This window comes from Desulfoluna sp. CLI2B, from assembly GCF_056847375.1.
This window is the reverse complement of sequence record NZ_CP186557.1, coordinates 513,621-532,734: the sequence shown is the minus strand read 5'-3', so window position 1 is coordinate 532,734 and position 19,114 is coordinate 513,621. Positions and strand designations below refer to the sequence as shown.

Sequence of the window (19,114 nt, the reverse complement as noted above, 5' to 3'; positions counted from 1 at the left end):
TGCCGGGGACAACATTCCTGAAAAATTTGACACTCAGATTGGGGTGGTTTTATGAACATCCTCGCGGATGTTTACCCCCGGGAAACGAAGGGGAAAGCATCCGCAACCAGGGGCCCTGGCCGCCGGAGGCCTATATTTTCCACCTGCTATTGAATCCCTTTCATCATCGTTCCCGCAGCCTTGACAATGGGCTCGCGGCTTTTGCCGAAGGCATCCCACACGGCGCTTTCCGCTGTCACGCCAAACCCCTCCTGTGGGGAAAGCGTCTCTTTCCGGGTGAGGCTCTTGGCGGGAAGGGTGTAAAGCGAAAGGCCTGCACCGCACCTGGCCGCGTGCATGTTGGCGTAGCTGCCCACGGTGCCCCCGCCGCTGGGGTCCACCTCCACGGTCAGGAGGTAATCGGCGTTGAGGGCGTCCCCGTTAACGGAAGCGGGGGTCAGACCCTGGTCCACGGGAACAACGGTGAGTTTGCGGTTCAGGAGCAGGGAGGTGACGGCATCGGTGAGGCCGCTCACGTTCAGCCCCTTATCCGCGTGTTTGCAACGCACCAGAAGGGCCACGGCCCGTTTCCGGGTGAGGTCCACCTTCAGGGGGCGCATGGGGGAGAGGTCATAGGCTGAAAAATCGCCCAGGGCGGAAAAGTCGGGGGTCACCTTGAGAACCGCGGTTTTCAGGCTGGGATCCACACTTCCCACGGCCAGTTCGGCCTGGCCGTAGACTCCGGTGACGCCGGGGGCCACCTGCCCTTGTCCCTCGGCAAAGGAGACAGCCAGGGGAAGGTTGGTCACGGGCTGCCCGGAACCTGTGGCCCCTAAATACCGCGCCATGATCCGGGGCTGTTTTTCCAGGCGGCCTTCGGGGTCATAGAGAAAGGTGTCGTTAAGCAGACTCAGCTGGATGCGCCCGGTGATGCCTGCCACCCGGAAGGCCACGTGGTTGGACAACTCGTCGCGCAGCCCGTCACCGTCGATCTCGGCATAGACCGGCACCCGCCCGAAAAAGGCCTTCTGCATGGATCCGGCTTCAAGGAACTGCTTGAGGGCCCGCACGTGCTCCCCGTTTTTCAGGGCTTTTTCCGCCTGCCTCACCGCCTCCACCACCATCTCTTTTTTCTGGTTCAGGTCCTCTTTAACCTGCACCTCGTAGGCTTCCTTGGGGATAAACACCAGCACGGTGACGGTGCCGGTTTTTGGGTAATCGATGAAAAAATCGCTCTCCCGAACATTGGTGAGGACCTGGCTGGTGTAGGTCTCCAGGCGCTGGGTGATCTCCTGCTGCACCGCAGCCGAGGCCCCGGCCCCGCGTTTTTCGGTGATGAGCTGGAAATCAGACTCCACCTTCACGCGGATCTGCCGCGCCAGTTCCTCTCTGGCGCGGTTTTTCGCTTCAAGCTTTCCCTTGCCCAGGTCCGCCCCGATGTTGGCCGTGCCCTCACCGATATAAAGGGACGGCTCCTTTCTCTTTTCCGCGATGAACGCCCTGGCTTCGGCCCGCATGGCCTTGAGTCGGATGCGTTCCGCCGCGGCTTCGGCTGGGGGAACGTTATCCACCGCCCCCTTTTCCGGTGTCGGCTTTGCCCCGAGGCAACCCGCCAGAAGAAGCGCCATCATCACCATTGCCGTCATCCTGAATCCGGTCTTCATGCCGTCACCTCCTTGATCTCCAGGGTGTCCTCCACCCGGTACACGCTTTGTTCTGCGGGGAACACAAGGGAGGTCGGGGTGGCCACCCACACGGTCTCCCCTGATCGCCAGACCGTCATGCGGCCTTCTTTGCACCCTGCGCCGCTATCTGAAAACGAAAGGGCCAGCTTGCTCCGCACCAGGCAGAGGAAAGAATCATCTCCCTGGAGCAGGGCGCCGGTGACACCGTCCCCGTTTGCCTGAACGCACGACACATCAAAATTGATCACCCGGGAGAGGGTCAGCAGGTCTCCCTCGCTCAGGGTGGCCCCGCCTTCAATGGCATCGCCGTTGAGGTAGGTGCCCCCTGCGCTGCCCAGATCCGATGCCGTAAGCGTCCCCGTGTCCAGTGCCAGGGAAAGATGCCGCCTGCTGATCCTGCGGTCGGAAAGTACCACGTCAGGGGCAATCCCTTCATCACCGCGCCCCAGGGTCAACCGGTCACCGGTAACCACCGTCACCTTGGCACCTTGAGCTGTTTTTAAGGTAAAGTTCCGCCCGTGAGGTGTCGCCAACGCCCCGTTCATGGAGACGGCCTCGGGATACTGGGGTTAGACCGCCAGAAAATGTGCCAAAAGAGAACGCCCTCTGTCCAGGTCCCCTTGTCGAAAAGCCTCCTGAACCTCGATAAAAACGGCCCGGCAGCTGCCGCCCGCTCCTGTTCTTCGGCGGGAATAGTTAATGGCCAGGAGCCGGTCAAAGGAATTTTTCAGGTCCGCATGGTAGGGAAGCAGGCCTGCGATGTCGCGCTTTTCATCGGGCAGAAGGTACCTGCCGTTCTCCAGGGGCGCGGCAGAGGCCAGGCGCTGGGCCAGCTTTTTGGCCTCCACCCAGGCAAGCTGCGCTTTTTTGGGGTCCCCCCCCGTAAAGTCCACCAGCCTCTCCCTGAAGGCCTTGACGTCCGTGTCTTTGGAGAACACGGCCAGGTACTCGTCGGCAAGGTCCAGGGCAGCCACGTAATGGCCGTTTCGGATCAGCTCTTCCCGTTTTTCAATCTCGTCGATGAGGTATGCGTGGTAGGCCGCCTTTTTCTTTTTTGCCCCGCGGGCATAGAGCCCCCAGCCCAGAAGGTAGATAAGCAGCGCCACACCCAGGCATGCCAGGACGGTGAGCTGCCGTGCGGCCCGCGCCTTTTCCTCTGCCAGACCGGCAAGGGCCGTGTCCCTTAGTCGCGATGTGAGGGGTCGTCAAGGTGTCCGGCGCCATAAAGGAGACCGACACGTCAAAAAGCTTGCTCTGGAGTTTTTCATCGTTGACGGTCACCACCACCCGCCGGTCGTTGCCGCCTCCTGTCAGCACCTGGACCGAGCAGAGGGCCGAGTACCGGATTTTCATGGCCGCGTCTTTCTGGCTCCGTACGTGGGCGATCATCTCCCGGCCGGTGCCCATGGCACCCCAGAGTTTAAAGCGTTCATCCCAGCGCTTGATCATGGCCTCTTTTACGCCGTCATCTACGCAAAGCTGCCACCCGGTATGGCCCCCCAGGGCCATGCGCACATCCATGAGAAGATGGGGCAATCCCCGGGCATCCCCTGTTACGGCCTTGGGCGGAATGAGAAAACCCCGGCACTCCCGGCCCTCGGCCATGGCCCCTCTCCGGGAGAAGCTCCTCCATGGATTTGCGGTAGGAGGTGTGGTCCGGAATCGGGGCCACCTCTTTGTTCGTCAGAAAATGGTACCGCACCGGCTGCACTGACACGGCTGCCATGGCGGAAAGAAACAAAAGAGCAACTGCCCATCGAACGGTTTTCATGCCCTACTCCACATCATCGTAAAATGAAGGATCACACCCCAAGCCCTGAGATTTCATTGAAAAACGACTACGGCAAACCAATAAAATATCATTACAAACAGTTACCAAGAAATACTTGGACATTTCACAAATACAAACTGTAATTCACTGTTTACCGCTCGATTTTCTAACCCTTTGGGCAAGCATGATTTCTTCTAAATTTGAAACGCTACCCAGACAATTTTTTTGTTTAAGAAGCATAAATAAAGCGAATTTTCATTACCGCGTCAACACCGGAGATTAGCGTATCTCACCGTTTTTGATCAAAGTTCGGCCCGGGCCCCTGAAACCTCAGGCAGGGTCACCACCCGATCCAGCTTGCCGTTGGCGTAAACACTCACGCGGGCCCCTGCCAGGGAACCTTCACCGGAATAATTGTGAACAAAAAGGCGATAGGAGGCGCCTTTGTCGATGCGGTCCAGGGTGAGGGTCTCGGGACCGAGGCCGTCCATGTCGTCCCGGTCGAGGCGGGCAAGGTCCGGGACGGAGCGCATGTGCCTGTAGGAGATATGGAGGCTGGTGTCTTTGAGAAGATGAAGGTCTAAGTCTTTGGGTCTTTCATCCCACTGGAGCACAAAACGGACACTCGAAAGGGGGATTTTTCTGGATACCAGAAACCGCCGGTGGCGAATGGTGCCGGCCTCCACAGGAAGGGAGGCCTGAAAAGGGATGTAGCCGTCCTTGGAGAGGGCAACGCCGATGGACCCTTCGTCCATGGCCTCCACCACCTCTTCCGGCATGACGATGTAGCCTTTGGGGCCGGTGCGGAGGGTTCGTGCCTTATCGGGAAAAGAGAGGACCACTTCGGCCCCTGAAAGGGGACGGCAGCTCACGGCGTCTTTAAAGGAGAGGACCACGGCCCCTTCAATTTCGGAGAAGCCCTCCACCTCATGGCGTTCACGGTCATCCCAGCAGGAGCATTCAGCGGCAAAGGAAATCGCCGCGGTCATCCATAATGAACACAGAAATGCCATCCAGCCCATTGTCCGACTCATTGTCCCCCCTTCATTTTTAGAGTATCAGTGTGCGCGCATCACGTATCCTGAGAATCAAAACCAACCCACCCGTTTCCCTTACACCACAATGGGTCCCATTTACAGTGATTCCTGTCACATCACGCCCGGGTCACCCCCTCCCGGGGAACACCGGGCTTTTTTTTCTCGGGCCGCCCCTTGGGCCGCGGCTGGTTTCCCACCTTTTTCAACCAGTTTGACCCGGCTGTTCAGCCTGTGTTCATTCGCCTGTCCCCAGGGCCTATATTGGTATTGAGGAACCCATAAAATAGGTGTATATTGCCTTCCCATGTATACGTATCAAAAACAGAATCTCTATTATGCACAGGTACTTCCCGGTATTGAAGAGGAGCTGACGCGCGAGCTCTCGTGGCTTGGCGCCGAGGTGATCAAAACCGAATTCGGAATTCTGACCTTCACGACCGACAAGGCAGGGCTCTATCGCATCAACCTCCGGTCACGTCTCGCCACCCGCATCCTGGCCCCCCTGATCTCGTTCCGGTGCCCGGACGCCGATAAACTCTACCGGGCGACACGGACCATGGAGTGGCGCGATTTCCTCCGCCCCACCGGGTCTTTTGCCATTGTGGCCAACGTTTCGGAAACCGAGGCGTTCAATAACTCCCATTTTGCGGCACTCAAGCTCAAAGACGCCATCTGCGACTATTTCCGCGCACGCACCGGGGTTCGCCCGGATGTGGACAAAAAAGCACCGGATGTCATCTTTCACCTTCATATCCGCAAGGGCCGTGCCAGCATCAGCGTGGACACCTCCGGCGGCTCCCTGCACCGGCGCGGATACCGCACCCAGGGTGTGGAAGCGCCCATGCAGGAGACCCTGGCGGCCGCCATCCTCTCCATGACCGAATGGGACCTGGAGACCCCGCTGGTGGACCCCATGTGCGGTTCCGGCACCATCCTGTCCGAAGCCCACATGTTCGCCTGCGGCATCCCGGCAGGCTACCTGCGGAAGCACTTCGGCCTCTCCCGCCTTCCCAACTTCAACAAGAAGCTGTGGGAAGCCGAGCGTCAGAAGGCAACCCGGCGCATCCAGCCCCCGGAAGAGGGCCTGATCATGGGCAGCGATATCTGCAAAAACACGGTGGCCTCGGCCCGGGAGAACATGTCCAACCTTCCCGGCGGCGACCAGGTGCCCATCATCGCCAAGGACTTCCGGAAGCTTGAAATCCAGGAAGAGAGCCTCATCGTCTGCAACCCGCCCTACGGCATCCGGCTCGGCAGGGAAGAGGACATGAAACAGTTTTACAAAGAGTTCGGTGATTTTCTGAAAAACGAATGCAAGGGGTCCACCGCCTTCATCTACTTCGGAAACCGGGAGCTCATCGGGAGCCTGGGCCTCAAAGCTGAGTGGAAGCGTCCGCTCATGAACGGCGGCCTGGACGGAAGGCTCTGCAAATACAACCTGTATTGATGGATCGGAAGGTATGGCCAAGAAAAAACTGATGCGTTACGAGGAGATCCACAATTTTCCCAACGTCATCTACACGGAAATCGTGGACGCGGAAAACCGCATTGTCAATCGAAACTGGGACGATCACGCCTTTGCAAAGGCGCAGGAGACCGTGGTGGAGATCGGCTGCGGAAGGGGTGAGTACTGCATCGACCTGGCCCGGCGCAACCCCCACAAAAACTATGTGGGGGTCGATCTGAAGGCGGACCGCCTTTACATCGGAGCCCTGAAAGCCCAAGAGGAAGGACTCACCAACGTCATGTTCGTGAGGATCCGGGTGGAGTACCTCATCCCCTTTCTGGGGGACCAGAAGCTCTCCGAAGCCTGGATTACCTTTCCCGATCCGTACAACCGCACCGTCAACGGCCGAAAACGCCTGACGGCCGGATCGTTTCTGGACGTATACAGACACATCGTGGAGCCCGGAGCCCTGCTCCACCTGAAAACCGACGACCCCACCCTCTATGAGTTCTCCCTGGAGAGCCTCAGAACAAGTAACACTCCTCTTCCACACCAACGACCTCTCTACAGCGTAAGCGAGGACTTAGGCGACGCCACCGCCGTCCAGACCACCTACGAGAAGCGCTACATCAAAGAAGGTCGCCTCATCAAGTACATCCGATTCTGCCTGAATTAAACAAATGCCTCCGGCGGGCAGGGGATGATCCCCTGCACCCCAGGTGGCATCCCATAACAGGCGCCCCTGCGGAGCGCCTGTTATGGGATGCAAAACGTGTAAAATCTTTCACCGTTACCGATTATTCTCAGAGTCTCGCGTTGCATTGTTACGGCGTTGACCACGGGCGTAGCCCGTCAGCAAATGTGAAGTACCTGAGGAACGAAGGTACGGAGCATTTGCAAACCTGGGGTGCAGGGGCTGTAGCCCCAGCCCGCCGGAGGCACGCTTTTTGGTTTCCCTACGCAGGCATATCGAGAAGCACGCCGGTGAGGGCAGAAATGCTGGAGGTCGAGAGCGGGATTCTCTTGTTGTGCTTGGAGCAGAGTTTCTTCACGCTTCGACAGGCGTTGTGGCTGTTGCAGGTCACGGGGCAGACCACCATATCGCATCGACTCACCTGCTTTTCAAGGCATTTTCTCCCGCCGCTCATGGTGCCGTCGTGATACTCGAAGCCCAGGCCCTTGGCTTCGGCCACCCGCCTGTAGTGGGGCTCCATGCGGGAAAGGCCCCCCACCATCAAAATCCTTCGACTGCAGGTCTCCATCTCCGGGCAGGTGCTGCACCCCCGGCCTTCACAGGGCAACGGCGCAGGCCGTCCGATGGCAAGGCTCATCACCTCATCGGCCAGGGCCTTGTTTTCGCTTTCAATCTCCAAAACTCGGGTCTTGAGTTTGCGCTTTTCCCGCTCAAGCTTACGGGCTTCACGGGCCAGGGCGTCCCGCTCCCGCTCCCGCTCTTTCCGCTTGTCCCTCTCCTGCTTCAGCGCATCGGGATCCACAGAAACGGCTTTAGGTTCCAACCGGATCTCAGGGACCACCACTGACGCTTCGGCCTGTTTTGAAAGGGCCTGGCGAAGCTCCCGCACTTCATCGACCATCGCCTGCAGTTCGCGGCCCAGGCGTCGCCGTTCGCGCCTCTCGGTATCCAGGCTCTCCGTGAGTTCCTTGACCTTTCCCGCGCTTTTCACCTCTTTTTTCCGCGCCTCCAGAAGATCCGTTGCGGTGGTGTGCCCCATCATGTGGGCCTCCCCCACCACGGACACCAGCACATCTACGGCAAGGTTCTTTCGCATGGACACGCAATACAGCGCCTCGGCGGCCTCCCCGTTGGCGATGGCGGCCTTGAGAAGGGGCAGGAGCTCTTTTTCGGGAAGGGCCTTTACCTTGTCCAGAGCGTCGGCGAACTTGCGCTTTAATACAGCGTCCACGCGCCGGGCCACGGCCGTACCCGAGCCCACCTCCTCCATGATATCCCGGTGCACCTCCCAGGGTGCCAGGGCCTTGATCCGGCGACCGCATTTTTTCAGAATGCGCCGCCCCTCCTCGTCGCTGATTCCCAGCCCAACCACCGGGCATTTCAAGGACGTCGGTATATCCCAAAAGGATTGAAAAAGCACAGAGTCCTCGGTCTCCTTTGCCGCAGGTTCCATTCCAATTCCTTCCAGCAGGCCCTCAAACATTTTTTACCTCCTAAGAGTTTTAGGCAAACCAAACATTATATACAAAAAAAAAGGGAGCAGTCCCCTACTCCCGACCCCGATTCGTTGCTGCCCTCGACCTGAAGGCAGCAACGACTCTCACGGCATCGTTTATGCTAAAACATTTTTACGACGACCTTTTCGGCATCTTCCTTTCGCAGGTCCAGATGATATCCCATCACCTTGGCCCGGATCACCTCACCGGAATCATCAACGGCTTCCACTTCAATGATGTTCCCCACGTCCGCCCCGGACTCCTTGAGCTGCCGGGCCACGTTGCCTTTGCCGGCAATTTTGACGATAAGGCCCCGCTCTCCGCTGCCAAGGGAAGACAGGCTCTGGGTCACCCCGGAGTCAGGATCCAGCCCGCCCAGGTCCCTGAGTCCGCCGATGCACTGCTCCAGGCAGCCCTTGCACTCATCAAGGGGAGACTCTTTCTCACAGCGGGCGGCAAACTGGCCGAGCCACTCGGTACCGGCCCGGGGACACAGGTCAATGAACTCCATCAGGGAGATAATGCGGTCCAGGACAGAGCGAGAGACGGTGTGTTCCATCTTACACGCAGTTTCTTCGGCTTCAATGGGCTCGATAAACAGAACCCGGATGAAAAAATCTTTCAGGGCCTCATGGCGCCGAACCACGTCCCGTGCGTGTTTCTGACCTTTGGGTGTCAGGGTGATCAGGTCGTAGGGGGCGTAGTTGATATACCCTTTTTCAGCCAAAGCCCTCAGGGCGCCGGTGACCGACGAGCTGTTCACCCCGGTCTTTTTGGCAATATCTTTGGCACGGGCGGCCTGCTTTTCCGAGACAACGTGATAGATCGCCTCAAGGTAGTCTTCCAGGCTTGCACTGAGTTCTTCAATCTGCGACATCAGAGATTTAACCCCATCTGTATGGTTGATGCGTTTGTAAACAGTATTTTTTACAATAGGCATTTTTTTTCGTCTACCCGAATATAAATCAGGAGTCCCCAGGGCTGTCAAGGGGATTTTCCAGAATTTCCACCACGTGCAGCACCCGGATCCCGGATCCGGCCCCCCTGAGAAGGGCTTCGATCTGGGCCATGCACCCCGGGCAGGAGGTGACCACCACGTCGGCTCCGGTGGCCTCGATGCGTGCAAGGCACCCCTCTCCGATGGCAAGGGAAAGGTCGCGGTTCTTCATGCCGAAGCTTCCCCCCAGCCCGCAACACCCCTGCTCCATCTCCACCAGGGTATGGCCCGCCTTTTTCAAGAGCGACCGTGTATTTTCCGTATTTTTAAGGCTATGGCGCCCATGGCAGGGGTCGTGAACAGTGACGGTAAGCCCACCTGCCTCTTTTTCAAGCCCGGGGCCTTCCCCAAGCTGTGCCAGCAGGTCACTGCCGTCGCACACCGCCTCTGCGATGCGGTCCACCAGGGCAGCTTCGGCATCGGAGAGCTGCTCCTTTACTTTGGGCCAGAGATGCTTGATGGCGTGGGTACAGGTGGCGCACGGAGTCACCACATGGGTAAAATCCAGAGCAGAAAAAAGGTCGAGATGCCGCTTCACGGCCTGGAGAAAGGCCTCTTCATCCCCTTCGGTGAGAAAGGGGATCCCGCAGCATCCCTGCTCTTTGGGCACGTGAACCCGGGCCCCGGCATCGGTGAGCAGCCCCGCAAGGCCCTCACCCACAAAGGGGTAAACCTTGTCCACCAGGCACCCGGCAAAGAGAACCACCTCCGATTTCGGGGCGCCGGCCTCTTTGGCTGCAGGAGCACCGCTCTCGTTCGGGGTGTAGGTATCGGTGAAAAAGGGGCGCGTGATCTTCGGTACCGGATAGCGACCGGCAAGGGCCACCCGTGCATCCTCCGGCGAGGTGATCATGCGCCGCTGCACGGCCGCAAACCGTGCGGCAAGGGTGGCGGTGCGCTTCGGGTCGGCAAAGGCCTGACGAAGCAGGGCGCGCCTGGCGCCGGACAGCCGTGCGGCCTCGGCCAGGGCCTTTCTTGCCAGGAGAAAGGCATCCACCGTGGCCACCCCCCGGGGACAGGTGGCCTTGCAGCCGCCGCAGAGGGTGCACCGGTTCAGACGGGCCAGGGTTTCGGCCGGAGCATCAGTGAGATTTTCGTGAAGGGCCGTGATAAGGGCCAGCTTTCCCCGTGCCGAATCCCCTTCAAGGCCGGTGCGTTTGTAGACAGGACAGACCGCCTGACACAGGCCGCATCGGTTGCACAGGGACGCCATCTTCTCAGCGGCATCGGCCAGGGAGACCAGATCAATGCTCATGGGGCTTATTTTCCTGCAGGGTCCCGATGATGCGGGGAATGTATTTATCGGCCAGAGACGCGTCAAAGGTGCAGGCCGCAGCCCCGAAGTGACCGCCTCCGTTGAACTTCGACAGAAGGTGCCCGGCATGGACGTTGCACCCAACGTTGAAGATGCTGTGCCCCACGCTGAGCACCACACGGGTCCTGGCCCGGTCCACGTAGCGTATCTTCACGCTGACAACGGCGTCAGGGAACATGGCATAGACCAGAAAGCGGTTTCCCTCCGGTGCCTCTTCATAGCCCCTGAAATCGGTAATGGAGACCCCCTCTTTCACATGGGTGCAGGAGTTCAGATGCTCCCGGTACTCCTTGTTCTGGGCCACCACCGCTTCACAGCGACGCTTGACCTCAGGGTCGGCCATGACCTCATGGATGGGCCGTGACCGCAGCAGGCCCACCAGACGATCCCAGTAGGGGGCATCCTTCTGCTTGCGACCGAAGATGGTCATGGAGAGCAGCACGTACGGGTTGGACTCCGGAGTCTCCACCTCGTCCCGGGTCAGGTCCGCCGAGTCGATGCGGTCCGTCTCGCGGATGAGCTCGGAAAGGTCCGCGGACAGGCCGCGACGGTAGTAGTCCCAGACCAGGCCCGCAGCCGAGGGCACCACATCAAAGGAGCCTTCAAAGGGAGCTGTCACGCGGTTGGTGGCATGGTGATCAAACCAGAGGCTGCACCGGGGGTCAAAGGGCAGGTTGGCGATGACATCGCCGTGGCGGACCTCAACCTTGCCCTGCTGCATGTCGTTGGGTTCGACCCAGAGGGTCGGTTCGGTCAGGGCCAGGGCTTCTTCCAGCACGACGGCGCAAACCACCCCGTCAAAATCGGGTCGTGTAACGATTCGCATGGTGTTGTTTCCTGTTATGTTGTGGTGGCAGATCGTATCAGGTTTTCAGAAATTGCGGCCGCAAGGGTCCGGGGGCATCGCGTATTGCCGGGCAGATGGGCCCGGGTGCTGGACTGCACGTATCATTCCGTAGGCGGCCGGTCGGGCACCCTTCGTTCGTCACGCACCCAGACGATAAGGTAAAGGGCAATTCCCAGTACGACACCCACAATATCGCATAAAAAATCCACTCGGTCCATGGACCGCCGCGGGACAAAAAGCTGGTGCACCTCGTCGGCCATGCCGATAAGCACGGCCACCAGAAAGGCAAAGCACACGGCTCTGCGCCATGGGCAGGCAACGAACGCCCCTTAACACAAGGTACCCGGCCGCTGTGTAAACAAGCAGGTGGGCAACCTTGTCGTTGAAGGGACCCCTGGGCATGGGCAGGTGAACCAGGGAAGGAAGAAATATCAGCGCACAGAGAAGAAGCACGGCAAACCAGTTGCGCACCCCTTTTGACTCCGAAATCCTCATCGCTATCTCCCTTCCCATCATCCCAGTACAGGGGAGCCCGGTGTCCGGTGACATCACCGCCATCGGGCGTCCCACAGCTTAGCCGAATACAGGAACGCTTTCGTTTTTCCTGGCACGGATATCCGCTTTCACCACAGAGAGGAAGGCCTCACGGGAAACCCCGTAGGTGACCTTGCCGTCCAGGGTACGGACGGAGAAGACCCCGCCTTCCCGCTCTTTCTCGCCGATGGTGACAATGACCGGAACCTGTTCCAGCTGGGCATCGCGCACCTTGCGCTTGAGGCTCTCGCCCCGGGCGTCCACTTCCACGCGGAGCCCTTCGGCTTCCAGCTCTTTTTTCACCTGACGGGTGTAGTCCAGAAGGTCGTCGTTCATGGGCAGAAGGACCACCTGGACCGGAGCCAACCACAGGGGGAACCGTCCGGCGTAGTGTTCCACCAGAATCCCGAAGAACCGCTCGATGGACCCGAAGGCCACGCGATGGATCATCACGGGGCGGTGCTTTTCGTTGTCCGCACCGATGTAGGAGAGGTCGAACCGCTCGGGCAGGCTCATGTCCAGCTGGATGGTGCCGCACTGCCAGGTTCGCCCGATGGCGTCTTTGATGTGGATGTCGATCTTGGGTCCGTAAAAAGCGCCGTCCCCTTCGTTGATGACATACCCCTTGCCGTAAGCGTCCAGTGCGGACCTCAGGCCTTCGGTGGCCTTTTCCCACTGCTCGTCCGAGCCGATGGACTTTTCCGGACGGGTGGAGAGCTCCAGGTGGAAATCAAGGCCGAAGGTTCCGTAGATCCGCTCGTCGAGCTTCAGGACCCCCAGGATCTCATCGTGGATCTGCTCCGGGGTCATGAAGATGTGGGCGTCGTCCTGGTGGAAGGCCCGCACGCGGAAGAGCCCGGAAAGGGCCCCGGAAAGCTCGTGGCGATGCACCAGGCCGATCTCGCCGGCGCGGTAGGGGAGTTCCCTGTAGGAGGGGCTCTTCATGCGGAAGAGGAGCATGCCGCCAGGGCAGTTCATGGGCTTGATGGCGTAATCGAAGCCGTCTACGCTGGAGGTGTACATGTTTTCCCGATAGTTCTCCCAGTGCCCGCTGCGCTCCCAAAGGGCGCGGTTGAGCATGATGGGGGTCTTGGTCTCCACGTACTCGTCCTTGGCGTGTTCTTCGCGCCAGTAGTCCAGAAGGGCGTTCCACATGGCCATGCCCCGGGCGTGGAAAAAGGGCATGCCCGGCGCTTCGTCATGGAAGCTGAAAAGGTCCAGCTGGGTGCCGAGCTTGCGGTGGTCCCTCTTCTTGGCCTCTTCGATCATGTGCAGGTGAGCCTTGAGCTCCTTTTTGTCGAAGAAGGCCGTGCCGTAGACCCGCTGGAGCTGGGCCCTGGTCTGGTCGGCGCGCCAGTAAGCGCCGGAAACGCGCATGAGCTTGACAGCCTTGATCATTCCGGTGTGGGGAACGTGGGGCCCCCGGCACAGGTCCGTGAAGTCGCCCTGCTCGTACAGGGAGATGGTGCCCTCAAGGTCCTCGATGAGTTCGAGCTTATAGGGTTCGTCCTTGAAACGCTCCAGGGCCTCCTCTTTGGAGATCTCCTTGCGCGTAAAGGGGAGCTTGGCTTTCACGAGGCGGTTGATCTCCTGCTCGATGGCGGGGAAGGCCTCTTCGCCGATGGGCTCCATGTCGATATCGTAGTAAAAGCCCCCCTCCACCACGGGTCCGATGGTGAGGTGGGCATCTTTATAGAGGTTCGTGATGGCCTGGGCCATGACGTGGGCGGCGCTGTGCCGCATGATCTCGAGGGCTTCCGAATCCTTGGTGGTGATAAGACGGACCGCAGCGCCGTCCGCGACCTTTTCCGACAGGTCCAAAAGGTCCCCGTCGATCTCCATGGCCACGCAGGAGCGCGCAAAGCCTTCGGAGATTGAAAGGGCTATATCGCCCCCTGAGGGGGCCTCATTAAACTCTCGTTTGCTTCCATCCGGTAGAGTGATCTTAACCATATCCGTATCCGTATCGCCTCGAATTATAAAAGGAACCGCGCAACAGGCGATGCCTTGCCAATACCTTTAAATCCAGCGGGGTGCACGCACCACACTGAAAACAGGACTAATCTGTGAATTTAGGGCAATTCCCCGGGAGGGTCAAGACAAAAGCTCTTTCCCTCTCCCGGAAAGTGTATGGTCTTCCTTGGAAAAAAATGATACACAAACATAAATCAAACTCACTCGCACCGTCGGTGGGCCGGCGGTTGTGCTCAAGGTACCATGGCCTCCAAAACGTCTCGGGTTTTTGTCCGGGATCCATGCCGCGCAGCGCACCTTTTTGCCAAGCCGGTTCGGCATCACACCGAGGCCTGATGTGCCTGGATTTTTTTTCGCATGCCCAGCGCATGGAATGGCCGTCGAAACGAGCCCCGATTTTCCCATGACCGATATGATAGACAACCTCCATTACGTGGAGACCGCAGATGCCCTCAAGGAGGTCGCCGATGTGTTCCTGAACGCCGATTGTATCGGCGTGGACCTCGAAGCCGACTCCATGTTCCATTTCCGAGAAAAAGTGTGCCTCATCCAGATGGCTGTCGGTGATTTCATCGCCGTCATCGATCCCTTGAGCATCGAAGACATGGGCCCCATTGTCCCTGTTTTTGAGCGCCCCGAGATCCGCAAGATCTTCCACGGAAGCGACTACGATGTCCGTTCCCTTAACCGGGACTTCGGCATCACCATCCGCAACCTTTTCGACACGGAGCTGGCCTCCCGGTTTCTCGGCATCCCCGAAACCGGCCTCGGCTCGGTCATGAAACAGCGCTTTGGCGTGGAGCTGGACAAGACCTACCAGAAAAAGGACTGGTCCAAACGCCCCCTCACCGAGGGCATGATCAAGTACGGTGCCGGAGATGTCATCTACCTGCCCCGACTTGCCGCCATCCTCGACCGTGAGCTCGAAGAGAAGGGCCGCACCGAATGGGTGGAAGAGGAGTGCCTCCTGCTGTCCGGCGTCCGCCACCAGGACAACGGCGACGCCCCCCTGTTTACTAAGGTAAAGGGCGCGGGCAAACTCGACAGGCGCAGCCTGGCCGTCCTGGAAGAGCTGCTGAAACTTCGCCTTATCCTTTCCGAAAAGAAAGACAGACCTCCGTTCAAGGTGTTCAGCAACGCCTCCCTGCACACCCTGGCCAAGGAAAAGCCCACATCCACAAGGCGACTCAAGGCCTGCGGGGCGCTGTCTCCAAGACAGACCGCAGCCCACGGCGCCCAGATCCTCAAGGCGGTGGAACAGGGCATCGCCCTGCCCGAAGAGGAGCTGCCCAGGTACCCCAGGGGCAAACGACCCAGCTTCAACCCTGAGATCCCCAAGCGCATGGACGCCATCAAAAGCTACCGGGACGACATGGCCCACAGACTGGCCCTGGATCCTCCCATCCTGATCAACAAAGCACTGATGACCGCCATTGCCGTGCGTAACCCCGACACCGTGGATGAGCTTGATTCCATCGACGGACTGCGCCAGTGGCAGATCAGCACCTTGGGCCAGGGCATCATCACCGCCCTGCGCCAGGAAGCTTAAAAAGGCGGAGCCCGTCGCCGTCGGCTGCCGACCGGCGGGCCACCGGAGTAAACGTCACCCCACGACCCGATCACAGGGCGATGCCCGACATCGCCCGCATGAGGAACCCCATGGAACATCGCATCACCTTCACGTCTGAAGGCACCATCCTTGAAGGCATGCTCGAAACCCCCGGCACCAAACGCGGGGTCGTCATCACCCATCCGCACCCCCTCTACGGAGGCGACATGGACAACCCCGTGGTCCTTGCCATCACCGAGAGCTATCGGAAAGCCGGGTTTGCCACCCTGCGGTTCAACTTTCGGGGCGCAGGCAACAGCGAGGGGGACTTCGACGAGGGCCACGGCGCAGTCCGCGACCTCCTGGCCGCTGTCTATCGCCTGAAGTCCGAGGGCATTGAGGACGTCACCTGCGCCGGCTACTCCTTCGGGACCTGGATCTGCCTCTCCGCCTCCCTGGCCCACCCCGTCACCACCGACGTGATGGTGGCCCCCCCGGTCACCTTCCTCGATTTCCAGGCGACACCGTGCCACCGGGGCCCCAACCTTGTCATCTCAGGCACCCAGGACAGCTTTGCCGATTTCGAAACCGTCAAGGGCATGGTCCCTGCCTGGAACCCCGACGCCCGGCTCCACGTCATCGAGAGCGCCGACCACTTCTTCTCCATCCATTTAAATGAGGTGAGCCGCGCCATCGACGAGCACCTTTCGGGCGCATAAAAAGCTCCTTTTCTGCGCTTTGCGGGGCGGCCGTCGGACCGGCGCCCCGCAAGGCATTTAATACACGACAAAAAGCCCTCCTTATGTTACCCAGCCACGGGCCACATCGTCTTTTGTATTGTTCCCTCACAAAACACACTTTCTATTGACAAACACTGTTCCGCCCCCTTACAACAGAACATAGTACCCCACAAACATCACCCAACGAGCCACACTCTCACACCTCATTCATACATCGCCGCAGGTCCGCCGAAGCCCCCCAGCCCAATACAGGCTCACCCCTGAGCGGAGCCCCCTGGCCGACCCGCGCCAATCCCAAAGGAGAGCGGCATGACCACCCGCAAGGACACCGCCCTGCCCTGGAGCAGGGAGTACCGCATCCTGGGCATCCCGGAAACACTGGAGCCCTATCCCGACGCACCGGCCTACGCCATCCTCGATCAAGCGGCCCGGCGCTTTCCAAAACGAGGCCTGATCCAGATGGGTTCCCTGGTCACCTACCCCCGGGTTCGCGAAATGGCCCATCGCCTGGCCACGGCCCTGGCCGGGCTCGGCCTTGCCAAGGGCGACCGCGTGGCCACCCTGCTGCCCACCTCCGTCCAGTTTGTGGTGGCGGACTACGCCATCAGCCGTGCCGGCCTGGTCCACGTCCCCTGCTCCACCCTGGAGCCCGTGCCCCATCTTCAACAGAAATTCGACGCATGCACGCCGCGGGCCCTCATCACCCTGGACGACGCCCTGCCCCACGCCCGTGCCCTTGCCGAAACAACCGCATTGGAGCAGGTGATCGTCTCCAAACTGTCAGACTACTCCGCCCACCCCGCCCCTCCGGAACCACTGGCCGGGCTCCCGTGCCAGGGCCACTGGCTGACGCAGCTCATCGCAGAGACGCCCTGCGCCCCACCGGACCGGCCCATTGACCCGGAAAAAGACCTGGAGATGATCCTCTTCACCGGCGGGACCACCGGCGTCCCCAAGGGATGCATGCTTACCCACCGCAACATCTACTGCAACTCCCTGCAGAACAGCTGGGCCTTCGGACGCGTCAAAACGCTGCTCCGGGGCAACATCACCGCCCTTATCGGCCTGCCCCTCTTTCACTCATACGGCCATGTCATCATGCACACCATGACCCTGGAGGGCTACAACCAAATCCTCCTCCCCGACGCCAGGGACACCGAGGCCATGGTGAACATGATCCGCGCCCACCGCCCCCTGCTGCAGCTCGGGGTCCCGGCCCAGTTCATGAAAATGGCGGAAAAAGAGCTGAAAGGATTTGCCCTTCTGGGGGTTTCCGGCTCGGCGCCCCTGCCCCCGAGCACCCAGAAACAATTTGAAACCAAGGGCAAGGGAGCCATCATGGAAGGCTACGGCCTGTCGGAGATGTCCCCCAGCACCCACCTGAACCCCTCCCTTCTCCTGCGCATCGCAGGCGGGAGACTGCCCCAGCGCATTCTCACCGCCGTCCTGGGAATCCCGGGCCTCTGCCCTGCGCTCAACCGCGCCCTTGGGCTGCTGGGGCCCAGGGCCGTCGGCACCATGGTCACCCGGGCCATCGCCCTTCTCCTCAAATTCTCCCGACCGTCCGACACCGAAAAACCCGCCGTGGAAAAACCGGGGGCCACGGGCATCCCCCTGCCCGACACACGCGTACGAATCACCGACACGGCAACGGGTGAGCCCCTTGCCGATATGGATGATTTTCCGTCCGGGGTCCGTGGGGAGATGCTCCTTAAAGGCCCCCAGCGCATGAAAGGCTACTGGCCCGATGCGGGAAGCGGCATCGACGAGGCAGGCTATGTCCACACCGGCGATGTGGTCACCGTGGACCCCCAGGGCTACTTCCGCATCGTGGACCGCACCAAGGACATGATCAATGTCTCGGGTTACAAAGTCTACTCCCGGGAAGTGGACGACATCCTCTACAGCCACCCGGCCACAGAACACGCGGCAACCGTCGGGGTCCCGGACGGCAACCGGGAGGGGAGCGAACGGGTGATCATCTGCGTTCAACCCAAGCCAGGGTACAAGGGGCGGGTCACCCCGGAGGACTTCATCGCCTTCCTCAAAGAGCGCGTGGCCCGCTACGCGGTTCCCCGATCCGTCTTTTTTGTGGACGAAATGCCCCTGACCCCCGTGCAGAAACTGGACAAGAAAAAGATACGGGAGCTCGCGCGCGCCCACGCCCTGCGCATCACCCCTTGACATCTTTTTGGAAAGGGTGTTAATAAGGGTAGTTTTTTCGAGGCCGACACCGGCCTACCGATCCTTGCTCTGTCTTAAATAACAGGGCTTTACATCCATAAGGAGGTTACATGAGACGTTACGAAACCGTATTCATCCTCGATCCCGATCTGGGCGAGGAGGTCCGCAACCAGCGTTACGACAAGGTCAAAGAGATCATCGCTGCCTACAAAGGCGTCCTGATCGAGTTCGATGACTGGGGCGTACGCAAGCTGGCTTACGACATCCGCAAAAAAGCCCGTGGACAGTATGTCCGCGTTGATTTCTGCGGCGACGGCACCCTCATTTCCGAGCTGGAACGAAACTTCCGTCTTGACGACAAATTCCTCAAGTTCATGACCATCATCCTCGGCGACGACGTCAACCCCGACGACGTCCTCGCAGAAAAAGAGCAGGCTGAAGCCGCTGCCGCTGAGGCAGAAGCTGCACCTGAAGCTGAAGCAGAAAAAGCCGAAGAAGCTCCCGCTGCCGACGCACCTGCCGAAGAGGAAAAAGCTGAGGAACCTGCAGAACCTGAGACCAAAGAGGAGGACTAAGATGGCCGCACCAGCACGAGGAAAAGGAAAAGGGAAACCCGGACGCAAGGGAGGCCGTAAAAGGACTTACCACCGCAGGAAGGTCTGCCGTTTCTGTGCCGACTCCAGCATCGTCATCGACTACAAGGAAACCCGCGTACTCAAGTACTTCATCTCTGAGCGCGGTAAGATTATTCCCCGTCGCATTACCGGCACCTGTGCCAAGCACCAGCGAATCCTTACCCGTGAGATCAAGCGCGCACGTACCATCGCACTGCTTCCTTACGTCGGAAACCTGGAATCATAATGCG

17 protein-coding genes and 1 pseudogene are annotated in these 19,114 nt (G+C 59.8%); 7 read left to right on the top strand and 11 right to left on the bottom strand.

Annotated features, from left to right (window positions below):
• Positions 1-146 precede the first annotated feature (146 nt).
• The 5 genes from ACOYW2_RS02615 to ACOYW2_RS02595 form a co-directional block, all read right to left on the bottom strand.
• On the bottom strand, positions 147-1,643 hold the full coding sequence (locus ACOYW2_RS02615; protein WP_482769294.1) for a hypothetical protein: 1,497 nt from the start codon (positions 1,641-1,643) through the stop codon (positions 147-149).
• Positions 1,640-2,143 carry an FHA domain-containing protein gene (locus ACOYW2_RS02610; protein ID WP_482769293.1) on the bottom strand — a complete coding sequence of 168 codons (504 nt, stop codon included), beginning with the start codon at positions 2,141-2,143 and terminating at the stop codon, positions 1,640-1,642. The genes ACOYW2_RS02615 and ACOYW2_RS02610 overlap by 4 nt, the downstream gene beginning before the upstream one ends.
• A 90-nt stretch (positions 2,144-2,233) precedes the next feature.
• The gene (locus ACOYW2_RS02605) at positions 2,234-2,770 is read right to left on the bottom strand and encodes a hypothetical protein (RefSeq protein WP_482769292.1); all 537 of its coding nucleotides are present in this window, start codon (positions 2,768-2,770) and stop codon (positions 2,234-2,236) included.
• Positions 2,673-3,269: a hypothetical protein gene (locus ACOYW2_RS02600; protein WP_482769291.1), complete on the bottom strand. Its 597-nt coding sequence runs from the start codon at positions 3,267-3,269 to the stop codon at positions 2,673-2,675. The genes ACOYW2_RS02605 and ACOYW2_RS02600 overlap by 98 nt, the downstream gene beginning before the upstream one ends.
• A 468-nt stretch (positions 3,270-3,737) precedes the next feature.
• On the bottom strand, positions 3,738-4,448 hold the full coding sequence (locus ACOYW2_RS02595; RefSeq protein WP_482769290.1) for a YfaP family protein: 711 nt from the start codon (positions 4,446-4,448) through the stop codon (positions 3,738-3,740).
• A 328-nt stretch (positions 4,449-4,776) separates the two neighbouring features.
• On the opposite strand from ACOYW2_RS02595, the gene ACOYW2_RS02590 reads away from it, so the two are divergent.
• Both ACOYW2_RS02590 and trmB read left to right on the top strand, forming a co-directional pair.
• Positions 4,777-5,919, top strand: coding sequence for a THUMP domain-containing class I SAM-dependent RNA methyltransferase (locus tag ACOYW2_RS02590; protein WP_482415084.1), 1,143 nt, complete (start codon positions 4,777-4,779; stop codon positions 5,917-5,919).
• Positions 5,920-5,932: 13 nt separating this feature from the next.
• Complete coding sequence (gene trmB / locus ACOYW2_RS02585) at positions 5,933-6,595, top strand: tRNA (guanosine(46)-N7)-methyltransferase TrmB (RefSeq protein WP_482769289.1); 663 nt, start codon at positions 5,933-5,935, stop codon at positions 6,593-6,595.
• A gap of 280 nt (positions 6,596-6,875) precedes the next feature.
• Here the strand turns inward: trmB and ACOYW2_RS02580 are convergent, their stop codons facing one another.
• The 6 genes and pseudogenes from ACOYW2_RS02580 to thrS all read right to left on the bottom strand — a co-directional run bounded on the left by ACOYW2_RS02580 (position 6,876) and on the right by thrS (position 13,755).
• A complete protein-coding gene (locus ACOYW2_RS02580; RefSeq protein WP_482769288.1) occupies positions 6,876-8,096 on the bottom strand; it encodes a DUF2325 domain-containing protein in 1,221 nt (406 codons plus the stop codon).
• A 134-nt stretch (positions 8,097-8,230) separates the two neighbouring features.
• On the bottom strand, positions 8,231-8,986 hold the full coding sequence (locus tag ACOYW2_RS02575) for a metal-dependent transcriptional regulator (protein ID WP_482415081.1): 756 nt from the start codon (positions 8,984-8,986) through the stop codon (positions 8,231-8,233).
• A gap of 88 nt (positions 8,987-9,074) precedes the next feature.
• Positions 9,075-10,361, bottom strand: a complete 1,287-nt coding sequence (locus ACOYW2_RS02570; RefSeq protein ID WP_482769287.1) for a (Fe-S)-binding protein — start codon at positions 10,359-10,361, stop codon at positions 9,075-9,077.
• Positions 10,351-11,247 carry an exopolyphosphatase gene (locus ACOYW2_RS02565; RefSeq protein ID WP_482415079.1) on the bottom strand — a complete coding sequence of 299 codons (897 nt, stop codon included), beginning with the start codon at positions 11,245-11,247 and terminating at the stop codon, positions 10,351-10,353. The genes ACOYW2_RS02570 and ACOYW2_RS02565 overlap by 11 nt, the downstream gene beginning before the upstream one ends.
• Positions 11,248-11,369: 122 nt before the next feature.
• Positions 11,370-11,576: pseudogene (locus ACOYW2_RS02560) on the bottom strand (VanZ family protein); the annotation flags it as partial.
• Positions 11,577-11,841: 265 nt separating this feature from the next.
• On the bottom strand, positions 11,842-13,755 hold the full coding sequence (gene thrS, locus ACOYW2_RS02555; protein WP_482415077.1) for a threonine--tRNA ligase: 1,914 nt from the start codon (positions 13,753-13,755) through the stop codon (positions 11,842-11,844).
• A 424-nt stretch (positions 13,756-14,179) separates the two neighbouring features.
• On the opposite strand from thrS, the gene ACOYW2_RS02550 reads away from it, so the two are divergent.
• The 5 genes from ACOYW2_RS02550 to rpsR all read left to right on the top strand — a co-directional run bounded on the left by ACOYW2_RS02550 (position 14,180) and on the right by rpsR (position 19,110).
• Positions 14,180-15,325 (top strand): ribonuclease D, encoded by a 1,146-nt coding sequence (locus ACOYW2_RS02550; RefSeq protein WP_482769286.1) that lies wholly within the window; start codon positions 14,180-14,182, stop codon positions 15,323-15,325.
• 110 nt (positions 15,326-15,435) lie between these two features.
• Positions 15,436-16,044 (top strand): alpha/beta hydrolase, encoded by a 609-nt coding sequence (locus tag ACOYW2_RS02545; protein ID WP_482415075.1) that lies wholly within the window; start codon positions 15,436-15,438, stop codon positions 16,042-16,044.
• A 330-nt stretch (positions 16,045-16,374) separates the two neighbouring features.
• Entirely contained in the window at positions 16,375-18,249 is a 1,875-nt protein-coding gene (locus tag ACOYW2_RS02540; protein ID WP_482769285.1) for an AMP-binding protein, read from the top strand.
• A gap of 110 nt (positions 18,250-18,359) precedes the next feature.
• Positions 18,360-18,824 carry a 30S ribosomal protein S6 gene (gene rpsF / locus ACOYW2_RS02535; RefSeq protein WP_482415073.1) on the top strand — a complete coding sequence of 155 codons (465 nt, stop codon included), beginning with the start codon at positions 18,360-18,362 and terminating at the stop codon, positions 18,822-18,824.
• A 1-nt stretch (position 18,825) separates the two neighbouring features.
• Positions 18,826-19,110, top strand: a complete 285-nt coding sequence (gene rpsR, locus ACOYW2_RS02530; RefSeq protein WP_180136805.1) for a 30S ribosomal protein S18 — start codon at positions 18,826-18,828, stop codon at positions 19,108-19,110.
• Positions 19,111-19,114 lie beyond the last annotated feature (4 nt).

What these genes read in the sequence shown, in the direction of transcription:
- ACOYW2_RS02580 (WP_482769288.1), bottom strand. Translation starts at nt 8,096, where the DNA reads ATGTTTGAGGGCCTGCTGGAAGGAATTGGAATGGAACCTGCGGCAAAG.
- ACOYW2_RS02570 (WP_482769287.1), bottom strand. Translation starts at nt 10,361, where the DNA reads ATGAGCATTGATCTGGTCTCCCTGGCCGATGCCGCTGAGAAGATGGCG.
- ACOYW2_RS02600 (WP_482769291.1), bottom strand. Translation starts at nt 3,269, where the DNA reads ATGGCCGAGGGCCGGGAGTGCCGGGGTTTTCTCATTCCGCCCAAGGCC.
- ACOYW2_RS02575 (WP_482415081.1), bottom strand. Translation starts at nt 8,986, where the DNA reads ATGTCGCAGATTGAAGAACTCAGTGCAAGCCTGGAAGACTACCTTGAG.
- thrS (WP_482415077.1), bottom strand. Translation starts at nt 13,755, where the DNA reads ATGGTTAAGATCACTCTACCGGATGGAAGCAAACGAGAGTTTAATGAG.
- ACOYW2_RS02615 (WP_482769294.1), bottom strand. Translation starts at nt 1,643, where the DNA reads ATGAAGACCGGATTCAGGATGACGGCAATGGTGATGATGGCGCTTCTT.
- ACOYW2_RS02595 (WP_482769290.1), bottom strand. Translation starts at nt 4,448, where the DNA reads ATGGCATTTCTGTGTTCATTATGGATGACCGCGGCGATTTCCTTTGCC.
- ACOYW2_RS02550 (WP_482769286.1), top strand. Translation starts at nt 14,180, where the DNA reads ATGACCGATATGATAGACAACCTCCATTACGTGGAGACCGCAGATGCC.
- trmB (WP_482769289.1), top strand. Translation starts at nt 5,933, where the DNA reads ATGGCCAAGAAAAAACTGATGCGTTACGAGGAGATCCACAATTTTCCC.
- rpsF (WP_482415073.1), top strand. Translation starts at nt 18,360, where the DNA reads ATGAGACGTTACGAAACCGTATTCATCCTCGATCCCGATCTGGGCGAG.
- ACOYW2_RS02590 (WP_482415084.1), top strand. Translation starts at nt 4,777, where the DNA reads ATGTATACGTATCAAAAACAGAATCTCTATTATGCACAGGTACTTCCC.
- ACOYW2_RS02540 (WP_482769285.1), top strand. Translation starts at nt 16,375, where the DNA reads ATGACCACCCGCAAGGACACCGCCCTGCCCTGGAGCAGGGAGTACCGC.
- ACOYW2_RS02545 (WP_482415075.1), top strand. Translation starts at nt 15,436, where the DNA reads ATGGAACATCGCATCACCTTCACGTCTGAAGGCACCATCCTTGAAGGC.
- ACOYW2_RS02565 (WP_482415079.1), bottom strand. Translation starts at nt 11,247, where the DNA reads ATGCGAATCGTTACACGACCCGATTTTGACGGGGTGGTTTGCGCCGTC.
- rpsR (WP_180136805.1), top strand. Translation starts at nt 18,826, where the DNA reads ATGGCCGCACCAGCACGAGGAAAAGGAAAAGGGAAACCCGGACGCAAG.